We start from the raw sequence: 20,142 nt of genomic DNA, 5'->3' as shown, positions 1-20,142 counted from the left end.
TGAATGATATAAAATACGCTCCGATCTTGTCGCCTCCAACCCACGCACTGTCATGACCCAGAAACAGCCCGAATTCCGCTCCGCCTCCTATGAAGATTGGGTCAAAGCCGCCCAGAAAAGTGCGCCTGGCGGAGATCTGGAGGCCCTGAACTGGGTCACGCCCGACGGGATCAGCGTCAAGCCGCTGTACACAGCCGACGACACAGCCCATCTGGCCCACACCAACACGCTGCCTGGATTTGAGCCGTTTATCCGTGGCCCGCAGGCCACCATGTACGCCGGCCGGCCTTGGACGATCCGCCAGTACGCGGGTTTCTCCACGGCCGAAGAGTCCAATGCGTTCTACCGCAAGGCGCTCGCTGCCGGCGGTCAGGGCGTGTCGGTCGCGTTTGATCTGGCCACCCACCGCGGCTACGACAGCGACCACCCGCGGGTAACCGGCGATGTCGGCAAAGCGGGTGTGGCCATCGATTCGGTGGAGGACATGAAGATACTGTTCGATCAGATCCCGCTGGACAAGGTCTCGGTGTCCATGACGATGAACGGCGCGGTGTTGCCGGTGTTGGCGGGCTACGTTGTGGCCGCCGAAGAGCAGGGCGTGAGCCAGGACCAGCTTTCCGGAACGATTCAGAACGACATTCTGAAAGAGTTCATGGTGCGCAACACCTACATCTTCCCTCCCGAGCCATCGATGAAAATCATCGGCGACATCATCGAGTACACGGCCGCGCACATGCCGAAGTTCAACTCGATCTCGATCTCGGGGTACCACATGCAGGAAGCGGGTGCGAACCAGGCTCTGGAGTTGGCTTTCACGCTGGCCGATGGTAAGGAGTACGTGAAGACGGCCACCGCCAAAGGCATGGACGTAGACGATTTCGCCGGACGCCTCTCGTTCTTCTGGGCGGTGGGCATGAACTTCTACCTTGAAATCGCCAAAATGCGAGCAGCACGTTTGCTGTGGACACGCATCATGAAAGGCTTCAACGCCCAAAAGCCCAAGAGCCTGATGCTGCGCACCCACAGCCAGACTTCAGGTTGGTCGCTGACCGAGCAAGACCCCTACAACAACGTGGTGCGCACCACCATTGAAGCCATGGCGGCCGTCTTCGGCGGCACACAAAGCCTGCACACCAATTCGCTGGACGAAGCCATTGCGCTGCCGACCGAGTTCAGCTCGCGCATTGCGCGCAACACCCAGCTCATCATTCAGGAAGAGACCCACATCACCAGTGTGGTTGATCCCTGGGCTGGCAGCTACATGATGGAGTCGCTCACGCAGGAAATGGCCGACAAGGCCTGGGCCATCATTGAAGAGGTCGATGCCATGGGCGGTATGACCAAGGCGGTGGATTCCGGCTGGGCCAAGCTGAAGATCGAAGCGGCGGCTGCCGAGAAACAGGCGCGCATCGATTCGGGCAAAGACGTGATCGTGGGCGTCAACAAATACAAGCTGGCCAAAGAAGATCCGATCGAGACGCTGGATGTGGACAACGTCAAGGTGCGGGATGGCCAGATCAAACGCCTCAATGCCATCAAGGCCAGCCGCGACAGCGTCAAAGTGGCCGCTGCGCTGGACGCGCTCACGGCTTCTGCCGAAAGCGGGCAAGGCAACCTGCTTGATCTTTCAATCCAGGCGATTCGTTTGCGCGCCACGGTGGGTGAAGTGTCCGACGCGCTGGAAAAAATCTTTGGGCGCCACCGCGCCGATACACAAAAGGTGACCGGTGTGTACGCTGCTGCCTACGATTCCGCCGAAGGCTGGGATCAGCTGAAGAAAGAAATCAGCGACTTTGCCGAAGTCCAAGGCCGTCGTCCGCGTGTGATGGTCAGCAAGCTGGGTCAAGACGGCCACGACCGCGGCGCCAAGGTGGTGGCAACGGCGTTTGCCGACCTGGGCTTCGATGTGGACATGGGCCCACTCTTCCAGACTCCTGAAGAGTGTGCACGCCAGGCGATCGAAAACGACGTGCATGCCGTGGGTGTATCCACGCTGGCGGCAGGCCACAAGACGTTGGTGCCGGCCATCATTGCCGAGCTCAAGAAGCAGGGCGCTGATGACATCATTGTTTTTGTGGGCGGTGTGATTCCGCGTCAGGATTACGAGATGCTCTACGAGGCTGGCGTCAAAGGCATCTACGGGCCGGGTACGCCGATTCCGGCCAGCGCGAAGGATGTGCTGGAGCAGATAAAGAAAGCCATCGCGTGAGCCACGCCCTCAAGGGCGCGGCACTCAAATCAAGCATGCATTGTTGGTGACGGTGATGACAGAAACGATTGAGTCTGGGCCACGCCCAGCCCTGCTGGATGGCATTGTGAGTGGCGCGCCGATGGCGCAGCGCCGCGCCATGGCCAAGGCGATCACGCTGCTGGAGTCCACCCGCACCGACCACCGCGCGCAGGGTGATGCGCTGCTCACCGCTTTGTTGCCGCACACAGGCAGGAGTTTTCGCCTGGGCATCAGCGGTGTGCCGGGTGTGGGCAAGAGCACATTCATCGAAGCGCTGGGTCTCTACCTGATCGCGCAAGGCCACCGTGTCGCGGTGTTGACCATCGACCCTTCGTCGACTGTGTCGGGTGGCTCCATCCTTGGCGACAAAACGCGCATGGAACACCTGAGCGTCAAGGAGCAGGCCTACATCCGGCCCAGTCCGAGCAGTGGCACGCTGGGTGGCGTGGCCGAGAAGACGCGTGAGGCCACGCTGGTCTGCGAAGCGGCGGGCTACGACACCGTGATTGTTGAGACGGTGGGCGTGGGTCAGAGCGAAACAGCGGTCGCCAACATGACCGACATGTTTGTGCTCATGCAGCTGCCCAACGCGGGCGACGACTTGCAAGCGATCAAGAAAGGTGTGATGGAGCTGGCCGATCTGGTGGTGATCAACAAGGCCGACATCGACCCCGACGCCGCCACCCGCGCACGCGCTCAAATCAGCTCCTCGCTGCGCCTACTGGGTTTGCATGGCAACCCGGATCACGTGCACCATGACGACAAATTCTGGCACCCGCAGGTGATCCAGCTCAGCGCCTTGAAGGGCGAGGGCGTGGACACGTTCTGGTCCTCTGTAACGCAATACCGTGGCTTGCAGACGGCCAATGGCAGGTTGCCTGCTCGCCGTCAGCAACAGGCCAAGGCCTGGATGTGGGAGCGCATTGATGCCGGATTGAAACAGCGCTTCCGCGACCATCCCATGGTCCGTGAGCGGCTGACGGCGACCACGGCAAGCGTGCTTGCTGGCGAGTTGCCGGCTTCGACCGCTGCCCGAGCGCTGCTCGACCTGTTTGACTGACGAATTCTTTCCAATTTTTTTGAGACACCCGAGATTTACCTGGAGATAACCATGCAAGACATCCTGGAACAACTGGAGAAGAAGCGCGCCGCGGCACGAATGGGCGGCGGGCAAAAGCGCATTGATGCGCAGCATGCCAAAGGCAAACTGACCGCACGCGAGCGGTTGGAGGTTTTGCTTGACGAAGGAACCTTCGAAGAGTGGGACATGTTTGTTGAGCACCGCTGTACCGATTTTGGTATGCAAGACAACAAGATCCCGGGCGATGGCGTGGTCACCGGCTACGGCATGATCAACGGCCGCCTGGTGTTCGTTTACAGCCAGGACTTCACGGTCTTCGGCGGGGCGCTTTCGGAAGCCCACGCCGAGAAAATCTGCAAGGTGATGGACCAGGCCATGAAGGTTGGTGCGCCGGTGATCGGCCTCAACGACTCGGGTGGCGCCCGCATCCAGGAAGGCGTGGCTTCGCTCGGCGGCTATGCCGAGGTGTTCCAGCGCAACGTGATGGCCAGCGGCGTGGTGCCGCAGATCAGCATGATCATGGGCCCGTCGGCCGGTGGCGCGGTGTATTCACCTGCCATGACCGATTTCATCTTCATGGTGAAAGATTCCAGCTACATGTTTGTCACCGGCCCCGAGGTGGTGAAGACCGTGACACACGAGAGCGTGACAGCCGAAGAGCTGGGCGGCGCCATCACGCACACCACCAAGAGCGGTGTGGCCGATCTGGCGTTTGAAAACGATGTCGAAGCACTGCTGATGCTGCGCCGGCTCTACAACTACCTGCCACTCTCCAACCGCGAGAAAGCGCCCGTGCGGCCCAGCGGCGATCCGATTGACCGCATGGAGCGCAGCCTCGATACGCTGGTGCCCGAGAACCCGAACAAGCCGTACGACATGAAAGAGCTCATCGTCAAAACGGTGGACGATGGCGACTTCTTCGAGCTGCAACCCGAATACGCCAAAAACATTCTGATTGGCTTTGCCCGCATGGACGGACAGACGGTTGGCATCGTGGCCAACCAGCCGCTGGTGTTGGCCGGTTGCCTGGACATCAAGTCGAGCATCAAGGCCGCACGTTTCGTGCGTTTTTGCGATGCTTTCAACATCCCCGTGATCACGTTTGTCGACGTACCCGGCTTCATGCCCGGTACCTCGCAGGAATTCGGCGGCATCATCAAACACGGCGCCAAGCTCCTCTATGCCTACGCCGAATGCACCGTGCCCAAGATCACCGTGATCACGCGCAAGGCCTATGGCGGCGCCTACGATGTGATGGCCTCCAAGCACTTGCGCGGCGATGTGAACTTCGCCTGGCCCAACGCCGAGATCGCCGTGATGGGCGCCAAAGGCGCCGTTGAAATCATCTTCCGCGAAGACAAGGGCAACCCCGAAAAGCTCGCCGCCAAAGAAGCCGAATACAAGGCCCGCTTCGCCAACCCGTTTGTGGCCAGTGCGCGCGGCTATGTCGACGACGTGATCCTGCCGCACGAAACGCGCAAGCGCATCTGCCGCTCGCTGGTGATGCTGAAAGACAAGAAGATCGAGAACCCTTGGCGCAAGCACGGCAATATTCCGCTGTGAACTGGCCCACCCCTGCGCCGCGCTTCGCGCGCCAACCCTTCAGGGGCGGCGCTGCCCGGCTGGCGAAGCCAGCTCCACGGCGCCCTTAAGAACCACCATTGCGCTCCATCATTTGAGATAAGGACATCACCATGTTCACCAAGATCCTGATTGCAAACCGTGGCGAGATTGCTTGCCGCGTGATTGCCACCGCAAAAAAAATGGGCATCGCCACCGTGGCGGTGTATTCCGAAGCTGACAAAGAGGCCCGCCACGTGCAATTGGCCGATGAGTCGGTGTTGCTCGGGCCTGCGCCCTCGCGTGAGTCCTACCTTGTGGCCGACAAGATCATCGCGGCCGCCAAAGCCACGGGCGCGCAAGCGATTCATCCGGGCTACGGATTTTTGAGTGAAAACGAAGCCTTTGCCAAGCGCTGCGAAGACGAGGGCATTGCTTTTATCGGCCCCAAGGCCCATTCGATTGCCGCCATGGGCGACAAGATCGCCTCCAAAAAATTGGCCATTGCGGCCAAGGTCAACACCATTCCAGGCTGGAACGACGCCATCGAGTCGGCCGAGCGCGCGGTAGAAATTGCCAAAGACATAGGCTACCCCGTGATGATCAAGGCCTCGGCCGGCGGCGGCGGCAAGGGTTTGCGCGTGGCGTTCAACGACAAGGAAGCCCTGGAAGGTTTCACGGCCTGCCAGAACGAAGCGCGCAACAGCTTTGGCGACGACCGCATTTTCATCGAGAAGTTTGTCGAGCAGCCGCGCCACATTGAAATTCAGGTGGTCGGCGATTCGCAGGGCAACGTGATTTACCTGAATGAGCGCGAGTGCTCGATTCAGCGGCGCCACCAGAAGGTGATTGAAGAAGCGCCTTCGGCCTTCATTTCCGAGGCGACCCGCAAAGCCATGGGCGAACAGGCCGTGGCCCTGGCCAAAGCGGTGCAGTACCAGAGCGCTGGCACGGTGGAGTTTGTGGTTGGCAAGGATCAGGATTTTTACTTTCTGGAAATGAACACCCGCTTGCAGGTGGAGCACCCGGTGACCGAGTGCATCACAGGGCTTGATCTGGTGGAGTTGATGATTCGGGTGGCCGCAGGCGAAAAGCTGCCGTTGACCCAGGCCGAGGTGAAGCGTGATGGCTGGGCGATGGAATGCCGCATCAACGCCGAAGATCCTTTCCGCAACTTCCTGCCGTCGACCGGGCGCCTGGTGCGTTTTGCGCCACCCGAGCAAACCATGTTCCAGGGCAACACCGACGCGCTGTACGGCGTGAGGGTGGACACCGGCGTGGTGGATGGCGGCGAGATCCCCATGTTCTACGATTCGATGATCGCCAAGCTCATCGTGCACGGCAAGGACCGCAACGATGCGATTGCCAAGATGCGCGAGGCCCTCAATGGCTTTGTGATTCGCGGCATCAGCTCCAACATCCCTTTTCAGGCCGCATTGCTGGCCCACCCGAAATTTGTTTCCGGTGATTTCAACACGGGCTTTATCGCTGAAAACTACGCCGATGGTTTCCATGCGGAAGACGTCCCACACGATGACCCCAACTTTCTCGTGGCGCTGGCGGCGTTTGTGCGCCGCAAGTCACGCGAGCGTGCGGCGGGCATTTCGGGACAGCTGCCTGGCTACGGCGTCAAGGTGGGCCACGACTTTGGCGTGGTCACACTCGATGCAGCAGGCAAGCACGGCTACAGCGAGGTACACGTGGTCGAAGAGCTGGGCCAGATCGGCGTGGCCATGGTCACGGTTGACGGCACGCGCTATGCGATTTCCAGCCCCTCGCGGCTGAACGACGTGTGCATCACGGGCATCTGCAATGGTCAACCCTTCACAGCCCAGGTGGAGCGAGGCACGCCCCGCAACCCCTTGGCCTTGGTGGTGCAGAACAACGGGACCAAGGTCGAGGCCATGGTGGTTTCGCCGCGCATGGCCGAGCTGCACAAGCTCATGCCATTCAAGGCGCCGCCTGACATGAGCAAATTTGTGCTCTCGCCCATGCCCGGCCTGCTGGTAGAGGTGGCGGTGCAGCCCGGGCAAGCGGTGCAAGCCGGTGAACGGGTGGCCGTGATTGAGGCGATGAAGATGGAGAACGTGCTCTTCGCAGCTCACGATGGCGTGGTCAAATCCATCTCAGCTGAGAAAGGCGCATCCCTGACCGTGGATCAGATCATCGTGGAGTTTGTGTGAGTCTTGAAGCCGTTTCCGCTACCGTTTCCCAGTCCATTCAGCCTGTTGGCGTGCACCGGCCATTGAAGTCAACCGTTACCGCTGCCGGCCCATGGTCGGTTGCCGATGTGCAGGTGCTGCTTGATCTGCCTTTCATGGAGCTGATGCACCGCGCCCAGTTGGTGCACCGCCAGCATTTCCCTGCAGGCGATATCGAGCTGGCAACGTTGCTGTCGGTGAAGACCGGGGGGTGCCCTGAAAACTGTGGCTATTGCCCCCAGGCTGCGCAGTACGACACTGGTGTGACCGCTCAAAAGCTGATGGAAGTGGACGAGGTGATACAAGCGGCACAGGCCGCCAAAGACGCAGGCGCCACCCGTTTTTGCATGGGCGCCGCCTGGCGTGCCCCGAAAGACCGCGATGTGCTCAAGGTGGCCGAGCTGATTGTTGCGGTCAAGGGTCTGGGTCTGCAGACCTGTGCCACGCTGGGCATGCTCGAACCTCACCATGCCGGGCAACTCAAGGCCGCTGGCCTTGATTACTACAACCACAACCTCGATACTTCCGCCGAGTACTACGGCCAGGTGGTGGACACCCGGACGTACCAAGACAGGCTGGACACGCTCAACAGCGTGCGCCAGGCGGGCATCAGCGTGTGTTGCGGCGGCATTGTGGGCATGGGAGAGTCGCCGGTGGACCGTGCCGGGCTGATCGCTCAGCTGGCCAATTTGAATCCCTATCCGGAGTCGGTGCCCATCAACAGCTTGGTTCGCGTGCCCGGTACGCCGCTCGCCGATGCGCCTCCCATCGATCCGCTGGATTTCGTTCCCGTGATCGCTGTGGCCCGCATCACCATGCCCACGGCCCGTGTGCGGCTTTCGGCGGGCCGCCAACAGCTGGGTGAGGCGGTTCAGGCCTTGTGTTTTCTCGCCGGTGCCAATTCCATTTTCTACGGCGACAAGCTACTGGTCACAGGCAACCCGGACGCCGACGCCGACATGTCTTTGCTGAACAAGCTGGGTTTGAAGGCCAGTACGGTCAGCATCACCCCAACCGACGATCAAACCAGCCAGGAGGCCTGCGCATGAGTTCAATTGCCAAAACACGCCCTTTTAAGGTGCTCGGCATTCAGCAGGTGGCCATTGGTGGCCCCGATAAACTGCGTCTGCAAAAGCTGTGGGTCGAAATGCTCGGGCTGGAGGTGACCGGCACGTTTCGCAGTGAGCGGGAAAACGTGGACGAAGACATCTGCGCCATGGGCTCGGGGCCGTTCAAGGTGGAGGTTGATCTGATGCAACCCCTGGACCCAGACAAAAAGCCGGCGGTCCACACCACGCCGCTGAACCATATCGGGCTGTGGATCGATGACCTGCCGCAGGCGGTGGAATGGCTCACGGCGCAGGGCGTTCGCTTCGCACCGGGGGGCATCCGCAAAGGCGCCGCAGGTTTTGACATCACCTTTCTGCACCCCAAGGCCAACGAAGAATTCCCGATTGCGGGCGAGGGCGTGTTGATTGAACTGGTGCAAGCCCCTTCAGCGGTTGTGGACGCTTTCGCGCGTTTGGCGAGTCAGCCCGGTTAGCCGCCGAAGCGGGCGGATCGGAATCAAGGCGATAGCCGACCGGCGTGGAGGGTGTTCAGCGTTCAATGGGTGGGCGAGCAAGCCCATGGATTCAGGCAGTGTGGAAAACCCTCGGTGGAAAAGCTGTTCCGCCGCTGCTTTTCAGCCGCAGATAGAGCCCATTTCTGGGTGGCCTTCAGCCGGTTTTTATGATCGCAGCTCAAGCCCATCGCTGTCTAAAGTGGTGATGAGCCTTTGATTCCAGTTGGGGATCAGCTTGGCGCACCACAACCGGAGTCTGGAGTGGCCCATCACACTTTCCCATCGTCCTTCCGTCCAGCATCACAGGTCATACCCGATGACACGGGCCAGTCGGGCCGCAGCCCGGCGTTGCCTTGGCCAGAGGATTTTCTGACAAGGTTCGGCCTGCACATGTCAAACCACGGTACGTCGATCAGCCGCATCGACATGCCCTGCGACAGCCGGTACGCCCTGCAACAGCTACACGACGCGCGCGACATGGGCAACCCCACCCTTGCGCAGATGGCCGACACCCTGTTCCGCAGTTTTGAGACTTATCAATCAGGTTTGTCGAGGCAGAAGCATTGATCCTCTCCAACGATGGATTTAAAGCCCAGGCCATCAAGCTTGATCTGATGCAACCACCGAGCCTGCGAAACCTGTGGATCGGTGACCTGCCACAGCGATTGGGTAAGCTCACGGCCCCAAGTGTTCGTTTCGCGCCGGGCGGCAGCCGCAAGGGCGAGGCAGGTATAGGCATGGCTTTTCTGCACCCCAAGGTCAGCGAAGAATTCCCGATGGCGGGCGAGGGCGTGCCGATCAAGTTGGTGCAGGCACCGAATGCGTTTGCCCGACGGGCCGCTCAGCCTGCCTGATCGGCGATCTTTCGCGTCTAAACCTGGCTGCGGACGGTTTCCACTTCAGCAGCAGCTTCGATCAGTCGCCGACGGCTGCGGCACTATTCGCAAATCATGTAGGTCTTGGTCAGCGCTTCCAACACCTCAAACGTCCCTGAGAACCCCGGGGGTATGTAGATCGCTTCGCCGACAGTGGCCTCTTCAAAGTGCCCCTGTTCGTCGTGCACCCGGCAGCGCCCCGCCAAAACAGTGAACAGCTCCCGCTCGGTTGGGCCCATGGCAATGCGCCAGTGCCCAAGCTCGCAGCGCCAGACACCGAAATACACCTGACCTGCCGACAGTTCATCGGTCACCCGGTTCCAAGTCTCCCGCAAGGGGTTTCCCCGGATCAGCCGCTCTGGTTTGGGGCGGTCCAGCTCGGGCGCGCCCTCTGGCTGGAGCGAGAGCTTGATCAAGCGTGGTGGGGTGTGATTGTGGTCGTTCATGGCGCAATTGTGCCGAAACGCCCGGCGTCAGAGGCTGCGCCAACGGCAATCGTTAGGCCGTTTGCTTTGCATAGGCTTGATTTGACCGTGGTTTCCCCATCAGTTTTGGGGGATGCCGTTGTTACACCCCGATACGCTTGAGCCCTTGTCCCACCTCTTTCTACGGCTGATATCCAGCGTGGCCTGCCAGGAACTCTTATGACGACCAACAACACCACAGCAGCACTTTCACAGGCACCTTCGCGAGTGGCCGATCTGACCCTGGTGACCCAGGGTGATGAGCGCTGGGCTCGCCGTCGCCCCATCTGGCGTGAGCGCGAACTGGCATTGGCCTGGCCCTTGGATTTGCTTGAGAACTTCAGTTTGAGCATGGCCCGGCACGGTATGAGCATCAGCCGTGCCTTGATGATGTGTGACCGCAGCTATGCGGTTCAGCAACTCACACACGCGCAAAACATGGACGACCCCTGTCTGTGCGACATGGCCGTCCAGTTGTTCACCCACTACGAAGCCCGACCCGCCGGAATCCGGGCCTTGCATTGAGAAAACTCTGGCCCATGGCTCTCTGAATAGAGGCTGTGGAGGGTCAAGAATTGGGGGAGACGGTCGATAGGAAGACAACAGCACACTGGAGAACGCATTTCATGATGGCCTTTCGACCCCTCAAGCCCGGCGTGTGGTTGATGCGCCGCCTGATGCTGCCCACCAAGCTGATCTTGATGTCACTGGTGTTGGTGGTTCCGCTGGTGGTGGTGTCCCTGGTTTTGGTGCAGCGGCTTGGCGAGGGCATCAGCTTCACCCGCAACGAGCTGGGCGGCGCTCGGATCACGGCTCAACTGGCGGAGGTCACCACCCTGATTCAGCAGCATCGCGGGCAGACAAATATGCTGCTCTCCGGTTCCACCGACGTTCGCAGCGCATTGACCGAAACCCGCGCCCGTTTGAACCAGGCGCTGGTAGATACGGATGCCGTGTTGGCCAAGTGGCCCGATCTTTCTTTGGGGGAGGCTTGGCAGCCCTTGCGTCAGGCCTTGCAGGCCCTGCCCGACACAGAGCAGTTGGGCGCAGAGAATTCTTTTGCCTTGCACACCAGCAAGGTGGAAGAAGCGGCGCGCTTTGTCTATACCGTGGGGGAACGATCCCAGCTGTTGTTTGATCCGGAGCCGGCCAGCTTCTTCCTGATGGACATGGCGGTCACCCGCACGGGGCCTTGGGGCGAATCGCTCGGGCGCATTCGCGGATTGGGCGCGGGTTGGTTCAGTGAGCCCGCTCCCGTTGCCGCCCCCGAAGTTACTACAGCTGCAGCCGCCGCCCCTGAAGCCGCTACAGCTGCAGCAGCCACCCCCGAAGCCGCTACAGCTGCGTTGGGACGCCTGCGCCTGATGTTGAGCGATCTCGACTCAAAGAGCCGCTCACAGGCTTTTGCGATGACGTTCCCCGCCCGCCATGGAGAGGGTGATCTCGCCGGCGACGCTGCCTTGCAAGCCACGCAGACCTTTGCGCAGCTGACTCAGCGGGCGTTGGATGCGCCGGGAAGTGTGGACGGAAAGGCATTTTTTGAGGCCGGCACAACCGCAATTGCTGCTGTGACGCTTTACGAGCGCAACGTTCTGGACCGTTTGTCTTCGTTGTTGGAATCCCGTGTGATCTCCCTGGAGTCGCAACGTGCGTGGGCAATGACAGGTACCGGGTTGGGTCTTGCTGCCCTGATCTATCTATTGATGTCCTTCTACCTCAGCTTTGTCGTCGATTTTCGCGAAGTGGTCGCCGCCATGCGGGAAACCTGCAAAGGCAATCTGCGCACCAAGGTGCGCGTTCAAGGGCATGACGAGCTGGGGCAGATGTCGCAATTGCTGGAGGACATGATTGGCCGCCTTTCCGAAATGGTGGCGCAGGTGCGCAGCAATTCGGCGTTGGTGGCCCATGCGGGTAGAAACCTCGCCCTGGGCAACCGCGATCTGGCCGATCGCACCGAACAGCAAGCGTCCAATCTGGAGCAAACAGTAGCGAGCGTGCAAGAACTCTCAAGTACCGTGAACCAGAATGCAGCCACCGCAGGCGATTCTGATGCACAGGCGGCGCAGGTGCGCGACGTGGCCGAGTCTGGTGCTCAGGCCATGGGGAAAGCGGTCACGTCGGTTGAGGCTATCCAGAAGAGTGCCCAGCAGATGAATGAAATCATTGGGGTGATCGACAGCCTGGCATTTCAGACCAACATCCTCGCGCTGAACGCCGCAGTGGAAGCGGCTCGCGCGGGGGAACAGGGCCGCGGGTTCGCGGTCGTCGCCAATGAGGTGCGAACTTTGGCGCAGCGCTCGGCAGGGTCGGCCAAGGAAATCCGCCAACTGATCGAAGCTTCGGCATCTCAGGTGGCGTCCAGTGTGTCCCAGATTCGCGCTGTGGGCAGCAACATGGAGCAAATCGTCAATGGCGTGCGTGGCGTTGCGGCCAACATGTCGTTGATTTCTTCGGCCAGCGCGGAACAGAGCTCTGGCCTCAGCGAAATTTCGTCGGCCGTCGGGCAGCTGGACTCCATTACCCAGCGCAATGCCCAGATGGTAGAGCGGGCCGTCAGTCAAGCCAATCAGCTGGAGGGGCGAGCCGCTAACCTGGCCCAGGCAGTGGCTTCTTTCATGTTGCAGCAGGGGACCGCAGAGGAAGCCATGGCGCTGGTGCAGCGTGCTTTGAGTTTTCGGGAAAATGGGGGTGCTCGAGATGCATTTGTCCGGGGCCTGACAGACCCGGCACAAGGATTTTTTGACCGTGATATGTATGTCTTTGCCCTGGATCGCCAAGGGACCTACCGCGCCTTTGGTGGCAAGCCCGACAAAGTGGGCAGCCGGGTGCAGGATATTCCGGGTGTCGATGGAGAGGCACTGCTGCAATCCATCATCGAACAAGCCCAGACCGAACCGGGCTGGGTTGAATACGACATCGTGAACCCGTTGAGCGGAGCGCTCCAGGGGAAAATGTCTTACGTTACCCAGGTGGATGACCTGTACATTGGTTGCGGTGTCTACAAGACCGCCATTGCGCGGGTGAGCGCCTGATCCGAACGGTAGAAATGCTCAGCGATCGTTGGGCGGTGCCTCAGCGGCCAACCGCTTGAGCCTGGCCCGTTCCAGCGCAGCTTCAATCACCGCCCGCTTCTTGTCCAGAACGGTCGGGTCGGTGTGCTGGGAATGTGACGCCAGGTCGTTCAGCTTCATGCGAGCTTTGGCTTCCAACGCGTTGTCGTGCTCGGACTGGTCGCGTACCAGCCGCAATGTGCGCGCTTCGTAGCGCTCGCGGCCAAGATCGGCTTGTTCGGTTGACCAGGCCTGCCAGCCTGTTCGCCCTTCGCTCACCACGTCCAATGAAATGCAGTCCACCGGACACACCGGTAAGCAGAGTTCGCAACCGGTGCAGTAGGGCTCGATCACCGTGTGCATGCGTTTGTTGGTACCCATGATGGCGTCGGTGGGGCAGACCTTGATGCAAAGCGTGCAACCGATGCACCAGTCTTCGTCGATGACCGCGACCGTCAATGGCCCTTCGATGCCAAACAGGGGATCCAGCGCTTGCACCGCCCGGCCCGTGATCGCCGCCAGACGCACAACGCCCTCGAATCCACCCGGCGGGCATTGGTTGATGCCCGCCTCTCCGTCTGCCAACGCCTGGGCATAGCCCGCGCAATCGGGGTAGCCGCAGCGCGTGCATTGTGTTTGGGGCAGGGCCGCGTTGATGCGCCGTGCGAGTGGATTCATGTCAGACATCATCACAAAAGCAAAAAAAGGGAGCCGAAGCCCCCATTTTGGTCGATCATGGCCGCCGGGTTCAGGCGGCAGGCTTGGCGCGCCGTTTGGCCGCTGTCGTAGATGGCTTGAGCGAAGCCGGCGTCTCAGTCGCCACCGCACTGGCCGTCTTGGCCTCGACTGCAGGGGCTTGAGCTGCCAAAGCCTTGGCCGCTGCCGTGGATGGCTTGGCTGGAGCTGGCGTCTCAGTCACCACTGCACTGGCCGTCTGGGCCTCAACAGCCGGGGCTTGAGCCACCGAAGCCTTGGTCGCTGCCGTGGATGCCTTGGCCGGAGCCGGCGTCTCAGTCACCACTGCACTGGCCGTCTTGGCCTCAACGGCAGGGGCTTGAGCTGCAGAAGCCTTGGCCACTGGTGCACGTCGAGGGGTCGCTTTGCTGGTGGTGGTGCTTGTCGCAGCCGCCGGAGCTGGCACAGCCTTCTTTGGGGTCTTCGCTTTGGCCAGCACCGCTTTCCCGGGTGCAGGCTTGGCTGCGGACGCTTTGGCTTTTGGCGTTGGCAGGGCCTCGAGGGCGGGGTTGGTGGCTTGTGGGGCAGCGTTCTTTGGGGCCTTGGCTGCCTTGTGGTTCGCCAGAATGAACTTGTGCAACACGGGGTACGCGAATTCGCGCCAGCGACGACCGCTGAAAATGCCAAAGTGACCGGCACCTTCTACCTCGTAGTGGCCACGCTGGTTCTTGCTCAGCGCCGTGCACAGATTGTGGGCCGCTTCAGACTGGCCCGAGCCCGAAATATCGTCGAGTTCGCCTTCGACGGTCAGCAAAGCTGTCTGGGTGATGTCTTGCGGACGGACGCGTTCCATTTTGCCCTGGGGGTTCTTGACATCCCAGGTGCCATGCATCAGCTTGTATTCTTGGAAAACGGTTGCAATCGTTTCCAGGTAATAGTCGGCGTCCATGTCGAGCACGGCGTTGTACTCGTCGTAGAACTTGCGGTGCGATTCAACACTTTCGTCGTCACCCTTGATCAAATCCTGGAAGTAATCGTAGTGGCTGTCTGCATGGTGATTGGGGTTCATGGCCACAAAGCCGGTGTGCTGCAGGAAGCCCGGATACACCCGACGGCCTGCGCCCGGGAATTTGTCTGGCACCCGGTAGATCACATTGTTCACGAACCAGCTGTGGCTGCGCTCCACCGCCAGATCGTTCACGGCCGTGGGTGACTTGCGGGCGTCGATCGGGCCGCCCATCATGGTCATGGAAAGCGGGGTGGTCTCGCCGCGCGACGCCATCAGCGAGACGGCCGCCAGCACCGGGACGGTGGGCTGGCACACGCTCAGGACATGGCAGTTTTCGTACTTGTCTTGCAGGTAACGGATGAAATCCTGCACATAGTTGACGTAGTCGTCCAGGTGGAATTCACCTTCCGACAGTGGCACCAAGCGGGCGTTCTTCCAGTCGGTGATGTACACCTTGTGGTCCTTGAGCATGGTGCGCACCGTGTCGCGCAACAGCGTGGCGTAGTGGCCCGACAGCGGCGCAACGATCAGCACCACCGGTTGGCCTTTGAGCTTCTCCAGTGTTGCGGTGTCGTCAGAAAATCGCTTGAAACGGCGCAGTTCGCAAAAGGGTTTGTCGAGTTCGATGCGCTCATGGATAGCGACTTGCACACCGTCGACATCGACCTCGGTGAGGCCAAACGTCGGTTTTTCGTAGTCTTTACCGAGCCGGTGCATCAGGTCGTAGGCAGCCGATACGCGCTGGACCATCGGGAATTGCGACGCAGGCATGGCCGGGTTGCTGTAAAACTTGGCGGCAACTTCCGCCAGGTCGGCGAAGGGCTCCATGATGGAGCGTTGCGTTTCGTAAATCTGATATAGCATGGTGTACGAAATGTGCAGTTATGTTGCAGTGCAATATAGCAGCAACTGGGATTTCATGTGAGTGTGAATACGCCTACTTCTGGCCGCCAGTTGTCGCCTTCGTGAAAGAGTCCGCGTTCTTGAGCGCATTCAGACGATGCTTTTCCCTTTGGAAAACGCCTGCACAAGAGTCCTTTCGCGCGAAGCCTGTATCGATCGAGAAGCGCGTGTGCAGGCGGCAGTCGAAAAAAAAGCCGCTCCATGAGCGGCTTTCCTAAAAACCCCGCGGCTTCAGATCACCTGGGCAATCGATTTGCAGACGTGGTCGATATTTTTGCTGTTGATCGCAGCCACGCACATGCGACCCGTATCGGTGCCGTACACCCCAAATTCGTTTCGCAAGCGCACCATCTGGTCTTTGCTCAGGCCGGAGTAGCTGAACATGCCGATCTGGTGGGTGATGAAGCTCATGTCTTTGGTCACGCCTGCTGCTTTCAGGCCATCCACCAGTTTCTGGCGCATGGCTTTGATACGCACACGCATTTCACCCAGCTCTTTTTCCCATAGGGCGCGCAGTTCCGGGTTGCCCAGGACCGCGGCCACGATGGCGCCACCGTGTGTGGGTGGGTTGGAGTAGTTGGTCCGTATGGCGATTTTGAGCTGGCTCAGCACGCGAGCCGCTTCGTCTTTGCTGCTGCCCACCACGCTCAGGGCGCCCACTCGCTCGCCATACAGGCTGAAGCTCTTGGAGAAGCTGGTCGAGACGAAGATGTTGAGGCCGGCAGCCACAAACTTCCCGATCACGGCACCGTCTTCGGTTATGCCGTAGCCAAATCCCTGATAGGCCATGTCGAGGAAAGCGGTGAGATTGCGGGCTTTAACCGCAGCAATCACCTGGTCCCACTGGTCGGCGGTGATGTCGTAGCCGGTAGGGTTGTGGCAGCAGGCGTGCAGCAGCACGATGGTGCCCTCGGTCGAAGCGTTCAGCTTGGCCAGCATGCCGTCGAAGTTGATGCCACCCAGGCCGTTGTTGGCGCTTTGGTCGAAGTAGGGATAGGTGTCAACATTGAACCCGGCGTTGGTGAACAGCGCGCGGTGGTTTTCCCAGCTGGGGTCAGAGATCAGCACAGTGGCATTGGGGCTGATCTTCTTGAGGAAATCTGCACCAATCTTGAGACCACCGGTGCCGCCAATGGCTTGCACCGTGGCCACGCGACCGGTTTTGACCACTTCCGAGTCCACGCCAAACACCAGGCCCTTGACGGACGCGTCGTAGGCAGCAATGCCATCGATCGGCAGATAGCCGCGTGCTGTGGGCGTGGCCATCATGGCCTTTTCAGCCACTTGCACGCACTCGAGCAAAGGCAGTTTGCCGTTGTCATCAAAGTACACCCCCACGCCCAGATTGACTTTGAGCGGATGGGTGTCAGCGGCGTATTGTTCGTTCAGACCCAGGATGGGATCGCGAGGGGCCATTTCAACGGCTGTGAACAAGGACATGGAGGTTTCCTGAAGGGTAGGGGCGTTAGAGGCAGGTCGGCAGACAAGCCCTGCAAGATTGCGGTACGCTGTCTGGTTAACCCTTTGATTTTATCCGCCCATGCAGACCTTGCCAGATACCGCCCCCTTGAGCCTCGTGGACGACACGCCCGCCCAGGAAGGCGAATTCGTCCGGTTTGAGGGGTCGCCGTTCGAGCTGTTCATGCCGTATCCTCCGGCGGGCGATCAGCCCACCGCGATCGATCAGCTGGTTGAGGGGGTCAATGACGGCGAAGTTTTCCAGACGCTGCTGGGTGTGACCGGCTCGGGCAAAACCTTCACCATGGCCAACACCATTGCGCGTCTGGGGCGCCCGGCTATCGTGTTTGCGCCGAACAAAACGCTGGCTGCACAGTTGTACTCCGAGTTTCGCGAGTTCTTTCCGAAGAACGCCGTCGAGTACTTTGTCAGCTACTACGACTACTACCAGCCCGAAGCCTACGTGCCGCAGCGCGATCTGTTCATCGAAAAAGACAGCGCGATCAACGAACACATTGAACAGATGCGTTTGAGCTGCACCAAGAGCATTCTGGAGCGGCGCGACGTGGTCATCGTGGCTTCGGTGTCGGCCATTTACGGTATTGGCAAGCCCGAGAGTTACCACAAGATGGTGATGACGCTGCGCGTGGGTGACAAGATCGGCCAGCGTGATCTGATCGCTCAGCTGGTCCGAATGCAATACGCCCGCAACGAGGCCGACTTTTCGCGGGGGAAATTCCGCGTGCGCGGCGACACCATCGATGTCTTCCCCGCAGAACACTCCGAAATGGCGATTCGCATCGAGCTGTTTGACGACGAGGTGGAAGCTCTCCAGCTCTTCGACCCCTTGACCGGCAAGGTGCGCCAGAAGATCCCGCGCTTTACGGTCTACCCCAGCAGCCACTACGTGACTCCACGTGAACAGGTGCTCAACGCCGTGGAGCTCATCAAGGACGAGCTGCGCGAACGCTTGTCGCAACTGGTGGGCATGGGCAAGCTGGTGGAGGCCCAGAGGCTGGAGCAACGCACACGCTTTGATCTGGAAATGCTCAGTGAGGTGGGTCACTGCAAGGGCATCGAAAACTATTCACGGCATCTTTCAGGCAGCGCCGCCGGTGAACCCCCTTCGACCCTGACCGATTACCTGCCCAAAGATGCGGTGATGTTTCTGGACGAGAGCCATGTGCTCATGGGGCAGTTCGGCGGCATGTACAACGGCGACCGTGCGCGCAAGACCACCCTGGTGGAATACGGTTTTCGTTTGCCCAGCGCGCTGGACAACCGGCCACTCAAGCTGGAAGAGCTTGAGCAGCGCATGCGCCAGGTGATTTTTGTTTCGGCCACCCCGGCTGACTACGAAAAAACCCACTCGGGGCGGGTGGTTGAGCAGCTGGTGCGTCCCACGGGCCTGGTCGACCCCGAGGTGGAGGTGCGCCCTGCGACACACCAGGTGGACGACGTGTTGCAGGAAATCCGCATCCGGGTGGAGAAAAACGAGCGCGTGCTCATCACCACGCTGACCAAGCGCATGGCCGAGCAGCTGACCGATTACCTGACCGAAAACGGCGCGAAGGTGCGTTATTTGCACAGCGACATCGATACGGTCGAGCGGGTGGAAATATTGCGTGACCTGAGGCTGGGTGCGTTTGACGTGCTGGTGGGCATCAACCTGCTGCGCGAAGGGCTGGACATTCCCGAAGTGTCACTGGTTGCCATTCTTGATGCCGACAAAGAGGGCTTCTTGCGCTCCGAGCGCAGCCTGATTCAGACCATCGGTCGCGCTGCCCGCAACCTGAACGGGCGAGCCATTCTGTATGCCGACCGGATCACCGACTCCATGGCCCGTGCAATTGGCGAGACCGAGCGCCGCCGTGCCAAACAGGTCGCCCACAACCTCGAGCACGGCATAGAGCCCAAGAGCATCAACAAACGCATCAAAGACCTGATCGATGGCGTTTACAGCGAGAAAGCCGGCAAAGAAGCCGACCGGCTGGCCGCTGAAAGTGCCATGCGCGCGAGCGTGGAAGACATGAGCGAAAAAGATGTTGCGCGCGAGATCAAGCGACTGGAAAAACTCATGCTGGAACATGCGCGGAATCTGGAGTTTGAAAAGGCCGCCAGCGTGCGCGATCAGTTGTCCCACCTGAAAGCGCAGCTCTTTGGTGCGGCCGGGCATGACCAGGTGGCATGACATCGTTGTGCGTAAATGAAACGAAATGTGTAAATATTTACACTGAGTACCTTGGTACTCAACTTCTGGCGCACAATCTGCATGATTTTCGCCACCCACGCTGGCGCTTGAAAGCGCCAGCGTGGGCTCCAACAGAAGCCAAAACCCCATGCCAGATCTGGAAAAACTGCGCGACATCGCCGTGGCCACCGAGGCCAGCCGCCTCTACCTGATCGAAGACGACACCTCGGTCTTGCAGTTTGTCCAGCAAAGCTTGCTGTTGCGTCCGGAATGGCGCTTGCAAGGGGTCTCGGGCACGAGGGCCCATGCCCGCCAACACGCCTTGAACGCCCCCGTTGACGTGTATCTTGTCGACCTGGGGCTGCCCGATGGCCGCGGAGAAACGTTGCTGCGTTGGTTGTCCGAAGAGCGTCCCGATTCGGAGTTGCTGGTGTTCACCGTGTTCGGCGACGAGACCCGTTTGCTGGCCGCACTGCAAGCGGGGGCAACCGGCTATGTGCTCAAGGGTTGCTCCCACCTGGAGCTGGTCCTGGCCATCGAGCAGATCCAGTCGGGTGGGGCGCCTATTTCACCGCTGCTCGCCCGCATGCTGCTCGGGCAGTTCAGACCCCCCTCGGTGGGCGAAGGCGAAACGCGTGTTGCACTTTCCCGGGGTGAAGTACTGCTTTCGGAGCGTGAAACCGAGGTTCTGCAGCTGTTGGCCAAGGGTTATGTCAACAAGGAAATCGCCCTCAAACTGGGCATTTCTCCGGCCACTGTGGGTTCTCACATCAAGAATCTTTACCGCAAACTCGCGGTGCACAGCCGCGTACAGGTGGTGCGGGCGGCCCAGGAGCGTGGGTTGCTGTGATGGAGCGCCTTCGCGGGCTGTTGCAGCGAGG

Annotated in this window: 15 protein-coding genes and 1 pseudogene; 12 read left to right on the top strand and 4 right to left on the bottom strand. The window is 60.3% G+C overall.

Annotated elements, in window-relative coordinates; genetic code table 11:
* Positions 1-52 precede the first annotated feature (52 nt).
* The 8 genes and pseudogenes from scpA to E5678_RS06635 form a co-directional block, all read left to right on the top strand.
* On the top strand, positions 53-2,209 hold the full coding sequence (gene scpA / locus E5678_RS06665; protein WP_136177793.1) for a methylmalonyl-CoA mutase: 2,157 nt from the start codon (positions 53-55) through the stop codon (positions 2,207-2,209).
* A gap of 55 nt (positions 2,210-2,264) precedes the next feature.
* Positions 2,265-3,290: a methylmalonyl Co-A mutase-associated GTPase MeaB gene (meaB, locus tag E5678_RS06660; protein WP_136177792.1), complete on the top strand. Its 1,026-nt coding sequence runs from the start codon at positions 2,265-2,267 to the stop codon at positions 3,288-3,290.
* A gap of 51 nt (positions 3,291-3,341) precedes the next feature.
* Positions 3,342-4,874 (top strand): acyl-CoA carboxylase subunit beta, encoded by a 1,533-nt coding sequence (locus E5678_RS06655; protein WP_136177791.1) that lies wholly within the window; start codon positions 3,342-3,344, stop codon positions 4,872-4,874.
* Positions 4,875-5,005: 131 nt separating this feature from the next.
* On the top strand, positions 5,006-7,054 hold the full coding sequence (locus E5678_RS06650) for an acetyl/propionyl/methylcrotonyl-CoA carboxylase subunit alpha (RefSeq protein ID WP_136177790.1): 2,049 nt from the start codon (positions 5,006-5,008) through the stop codon (positions 7,052-7,054).
* Positions 7,051-8,121, top strand: coding sequence for a biotin synthase BioB (gene bioB, locus E5678_RS06645; RefSeq protein ID WP_136177789.1), 1,071 nt, complete (start codon positions 7,051-7,053; stop codon positions 8,119-8,121). The genes E5678_RS06650 and bioB overlap by 4 nt, the downstream gene beginning before the upstream one ends.
* Positions 8,118-8,615: a VOC family protein gene (locus tag E5678_RS06640; protein WP_136177788.1), complete on the top strand. Its 498-nt coding sequence runs from the start codon at positions 8,118-8,120 to the stop codon at positions 8,613-8,615. Before bioB ends, E5678_RS06640 begins: the two co-directional genes overlap by 4 nt.
* A gap of 411 nt (positions 8,616-9,026) precedes the next feature.
* On the top strand, positions 9,027-9,203 hold the full coding sequence (locus E5678_RS22260; RefSeq protein WP_168708507.1) for a hypothetical protein: 177 nt from the start codon (positions 9,027-9,029) through the stop codon (positions 9,201-9,203).
* A gap of 71 nt (positions 9,204-9,274) precedes the next feature.
* A pseudogene (locus E5678_RS06635) lies at positions 9,275-9,490 on the top strand (VOC family protein); the annotation flags it as partial.
* Positions 9,491-9,573: 83 nt separating this feature from the next.
* Here the strand turns inward: E5678_RS06635 and E5678_RS06630 are convergent.
* The gene (locus E5678_RS06630; RefSeq protein ID WP_136177787.1) at positions 9,574-9,957 is read right to left on the bottom strand and encodes a cupin domain-containing protein; all 384 of its coding nucleotides are present in this window, start codon (positions 9,955-9,957) and stop codon (positions 9,574-9,576) included.
* A gap of 198 nt (positions 9,958-10,155) precedes the next feature.
* Between E5678_RS06630 and E5678_RS06625 the strand changes: the two genes are divergently transcribed.
* Positions 10,156-10,500: a hypothetical protein gene (locus E5678_RS06625; protein WP_136177786.1), complete on the top strand. Its 345-nt coding sequence runs from the start codon at positions 10,156-10,158 to the stop codon at positions 10,498-10,500.
* Between the two features lie 101 nt (positions 10,501-10,601).
* Positions 10,602-13,007, top strand: coding sequence for a methyl-accepting chemotaxis protein (locus E5678_RS22910; RefSeq protein WP_348770374.1), 2,406 nt, complete (start codon positions 10,602-10,604; stop codon positions 13,005-13,007).
* 18 nt (positions 13,008-13,025) lie between these two features.
* On the opposite strand, the gene rsxB is transcribed toward E5678_RS22910, so the two are convergent.
* The 3 genes from rsxB to E5678_RS06605 form a co-directional block, all read right to left on the bottom strand.
* Positions 13,026-13,703 carry an electron transport complex subunit RsxB gene (gene rsxB / locus E5678_RS06615; protein ID WP_247596937.1) on the bottom strand — a complete coding sequence of 226 codons (678 nt, stop codon included), beginning with the start codon at positions 13,701-13,703 and terminating at the stop codon, positions 13,026-13,028.
* A gap of 70 nt (positions 13,704-13,773) precedes the next feature.
* Positions 13,774-15,573 (bottom strand): polyhydroxyalkanoate depolymerase, encoded by a 1,800-nt coding sequence (gene phaZ / locus E5678_RS06610; protein ID WP_136177784.1) that lies wholly within the window; start codon positions 15,571-15,573, stop codon positions 13,774-13,776.
* A 270-nt stretch (positions 15,574-15,843) separates the two neighbouring features.
* Positions 15,844-17,052 carry an amino acid aminotransferase gene (locus tag E5678_RS06605; protein ID WP_136177783.1) on the bottom strand — a complete coding sequence of 403 codons (1,209 nt, stop codon included), beginning with the start codon at positions 17,050-17,052 and terminating at the stop codon, positions 15,844-15,846.
* Between the two features lie 100 nt (positions 17,053-17,152).
* On the opposite strand from E5678_RS06605, the gene uvrB reads away from it, so the two are divergent.
* The gene (uvrB, locus tag E5678_RS06600; RefSeq protein ID WP_136177782.1) at positions 17,153-19,261 is read left to right on the top strand and encodes an excinuclease ABC subunit UvrB; all 2,109 of its coding nucleotides are present in this window, start codon (positions 17,153-17,155) and stop codon (positions 19,259-19,261) included.
* A gap of 148 nt (positions 19,262-19,409) precedes the next feature.
* The gene (locus E5678_RS06595) at positions 19,410-20,111 is read left to right on the top strand and encodes a response regulator transcription factor (RefSeq protein WP_136177781.1); all 702 of its coding nucleotides are present in this window, start codon (positions 19,410-19,412) and stop codon (positions 20,109-20,111) included.
* The last annotated feature ends 31 nt before the right edge of the window (positions 20,112-20,142 follow it).

Source organism: Hydrogenophaga sp. PAMC20947 (genome assembly GCF_004795855.1).
Taxonomy (GTDB): domain Bacteria; phylum Pseudomonadota; class Gammaproteobacteria; order Burkholderiales; family Burkholderiaceae_C; genus Hydrogenophaga.
The sequence above is the reverse complement of the archived record's forward strand: the minus strand, read 5'-3'. Positions and strand labels throughout refer to the sequence as shown.

What these genes read in the sequence shown, in the direction of transcription:
- scpA (WP_136177793.1), top strand. Translation starts at nt 53, where the DNA reads ATGACCCAGAAACAGCCCGAATTCCGCTCCGCCTCCTATGAAGATTGG.
- meaB (WP_136177792.1), top strand. Translation starts at nt 2,265, where the DNA reads ATGACAGAAACGATTGAGTCTGGGCCACGCCCAGCCCTGCTGGATGGC.
- E5678_RS06655 (WP_136177791.1), top strand. Translation starts at nt 3,342, where the DNA reads ATGCAAGACATCCTGGAACAACTGGAGAAGAAGCGCGCCGCGGCACGA.
- E5678_RS06650 (WP_136177790.1), top strand. Translation starts at nt 5,006, where the DNA reads ATGTTCACCAAGATCCTGATTGCAAACCGTGGCGAGATTGCTTGCCGC.
- E5678_RS06640 (WP_136177788.1), top strand. Translation starts at nt 8,118, where the DNA reads ATGAGTTCAATTGCCAAAACACGCCCTTTTAAGGTGCTCGGCATTCAG.
- E5678_RS22260 (WP_168708507.1), top strand. Translation starts at nt 9,027, where the DNA reads ATGTCAAACCACGGTACGTCGATCAGCCGCATCGACATGCCCTGCGAC.
- E5678_RS06630 (WP_136177787.1), bottom strand. Translation starts at nt 9,957, where the DNA reads ATGAACGACCACAATCACACCCCACCACGCTTGATCAAGCTCTCGCTC.
- E5678_RS06625 (WP_136177786.1), top strand. Translation starts at nt 10,156, where the DNA reads ATGACGACCAACAACACCACAGCAGCACTTTCACAGGCACCTTCGCGA.
- E5678_RS22910 (WP_348770374.1), top strand. Translation starts at nt 10,602, where the DNA reads ATGATGGCCTTTCGACCCCTCAAGCCCGGCGTGTGGTTGATGCGCCGC.
- rsxB (WP_247596937.1), bottom strand. Translation starts at nt 13,703, where the DNA reads ATGAATCCACTCGCACGGCGCATCAACGCGGCCCTGCCCCAAACACAA.
- phaZ (WP_136177784.1), bottom strand. Translation starts at nt 15,573, where the DNA reads ATGCTATATCAGATTTACGAAACGCAACGCTCCATCATGGAGCCCTTC.
- E5678_RS06605 (WP_136177783.1), bottom strand. Translation starts at nt 17,052, where the DNA reads ATGTCCTTGTTCACAGCCGTTGAAATGGCCCCTCGCGATCCCATCCTG.
- uvrB (WP_136177782.1), top strand. Translation starts at nt 17,153, where the DNA reads ATGCAGACCTTGCCAGATACCGCCCCCTTGAGCCTCGTGGACGACACG.
- E5678_RS06595 (WP_136177781.1), top strand. Translation starts at nt 19,410, where the DNA reads ATGCCAGATCTGGAAAAACTGCGCGACATCGCCGTGGCCACCGAGGCC.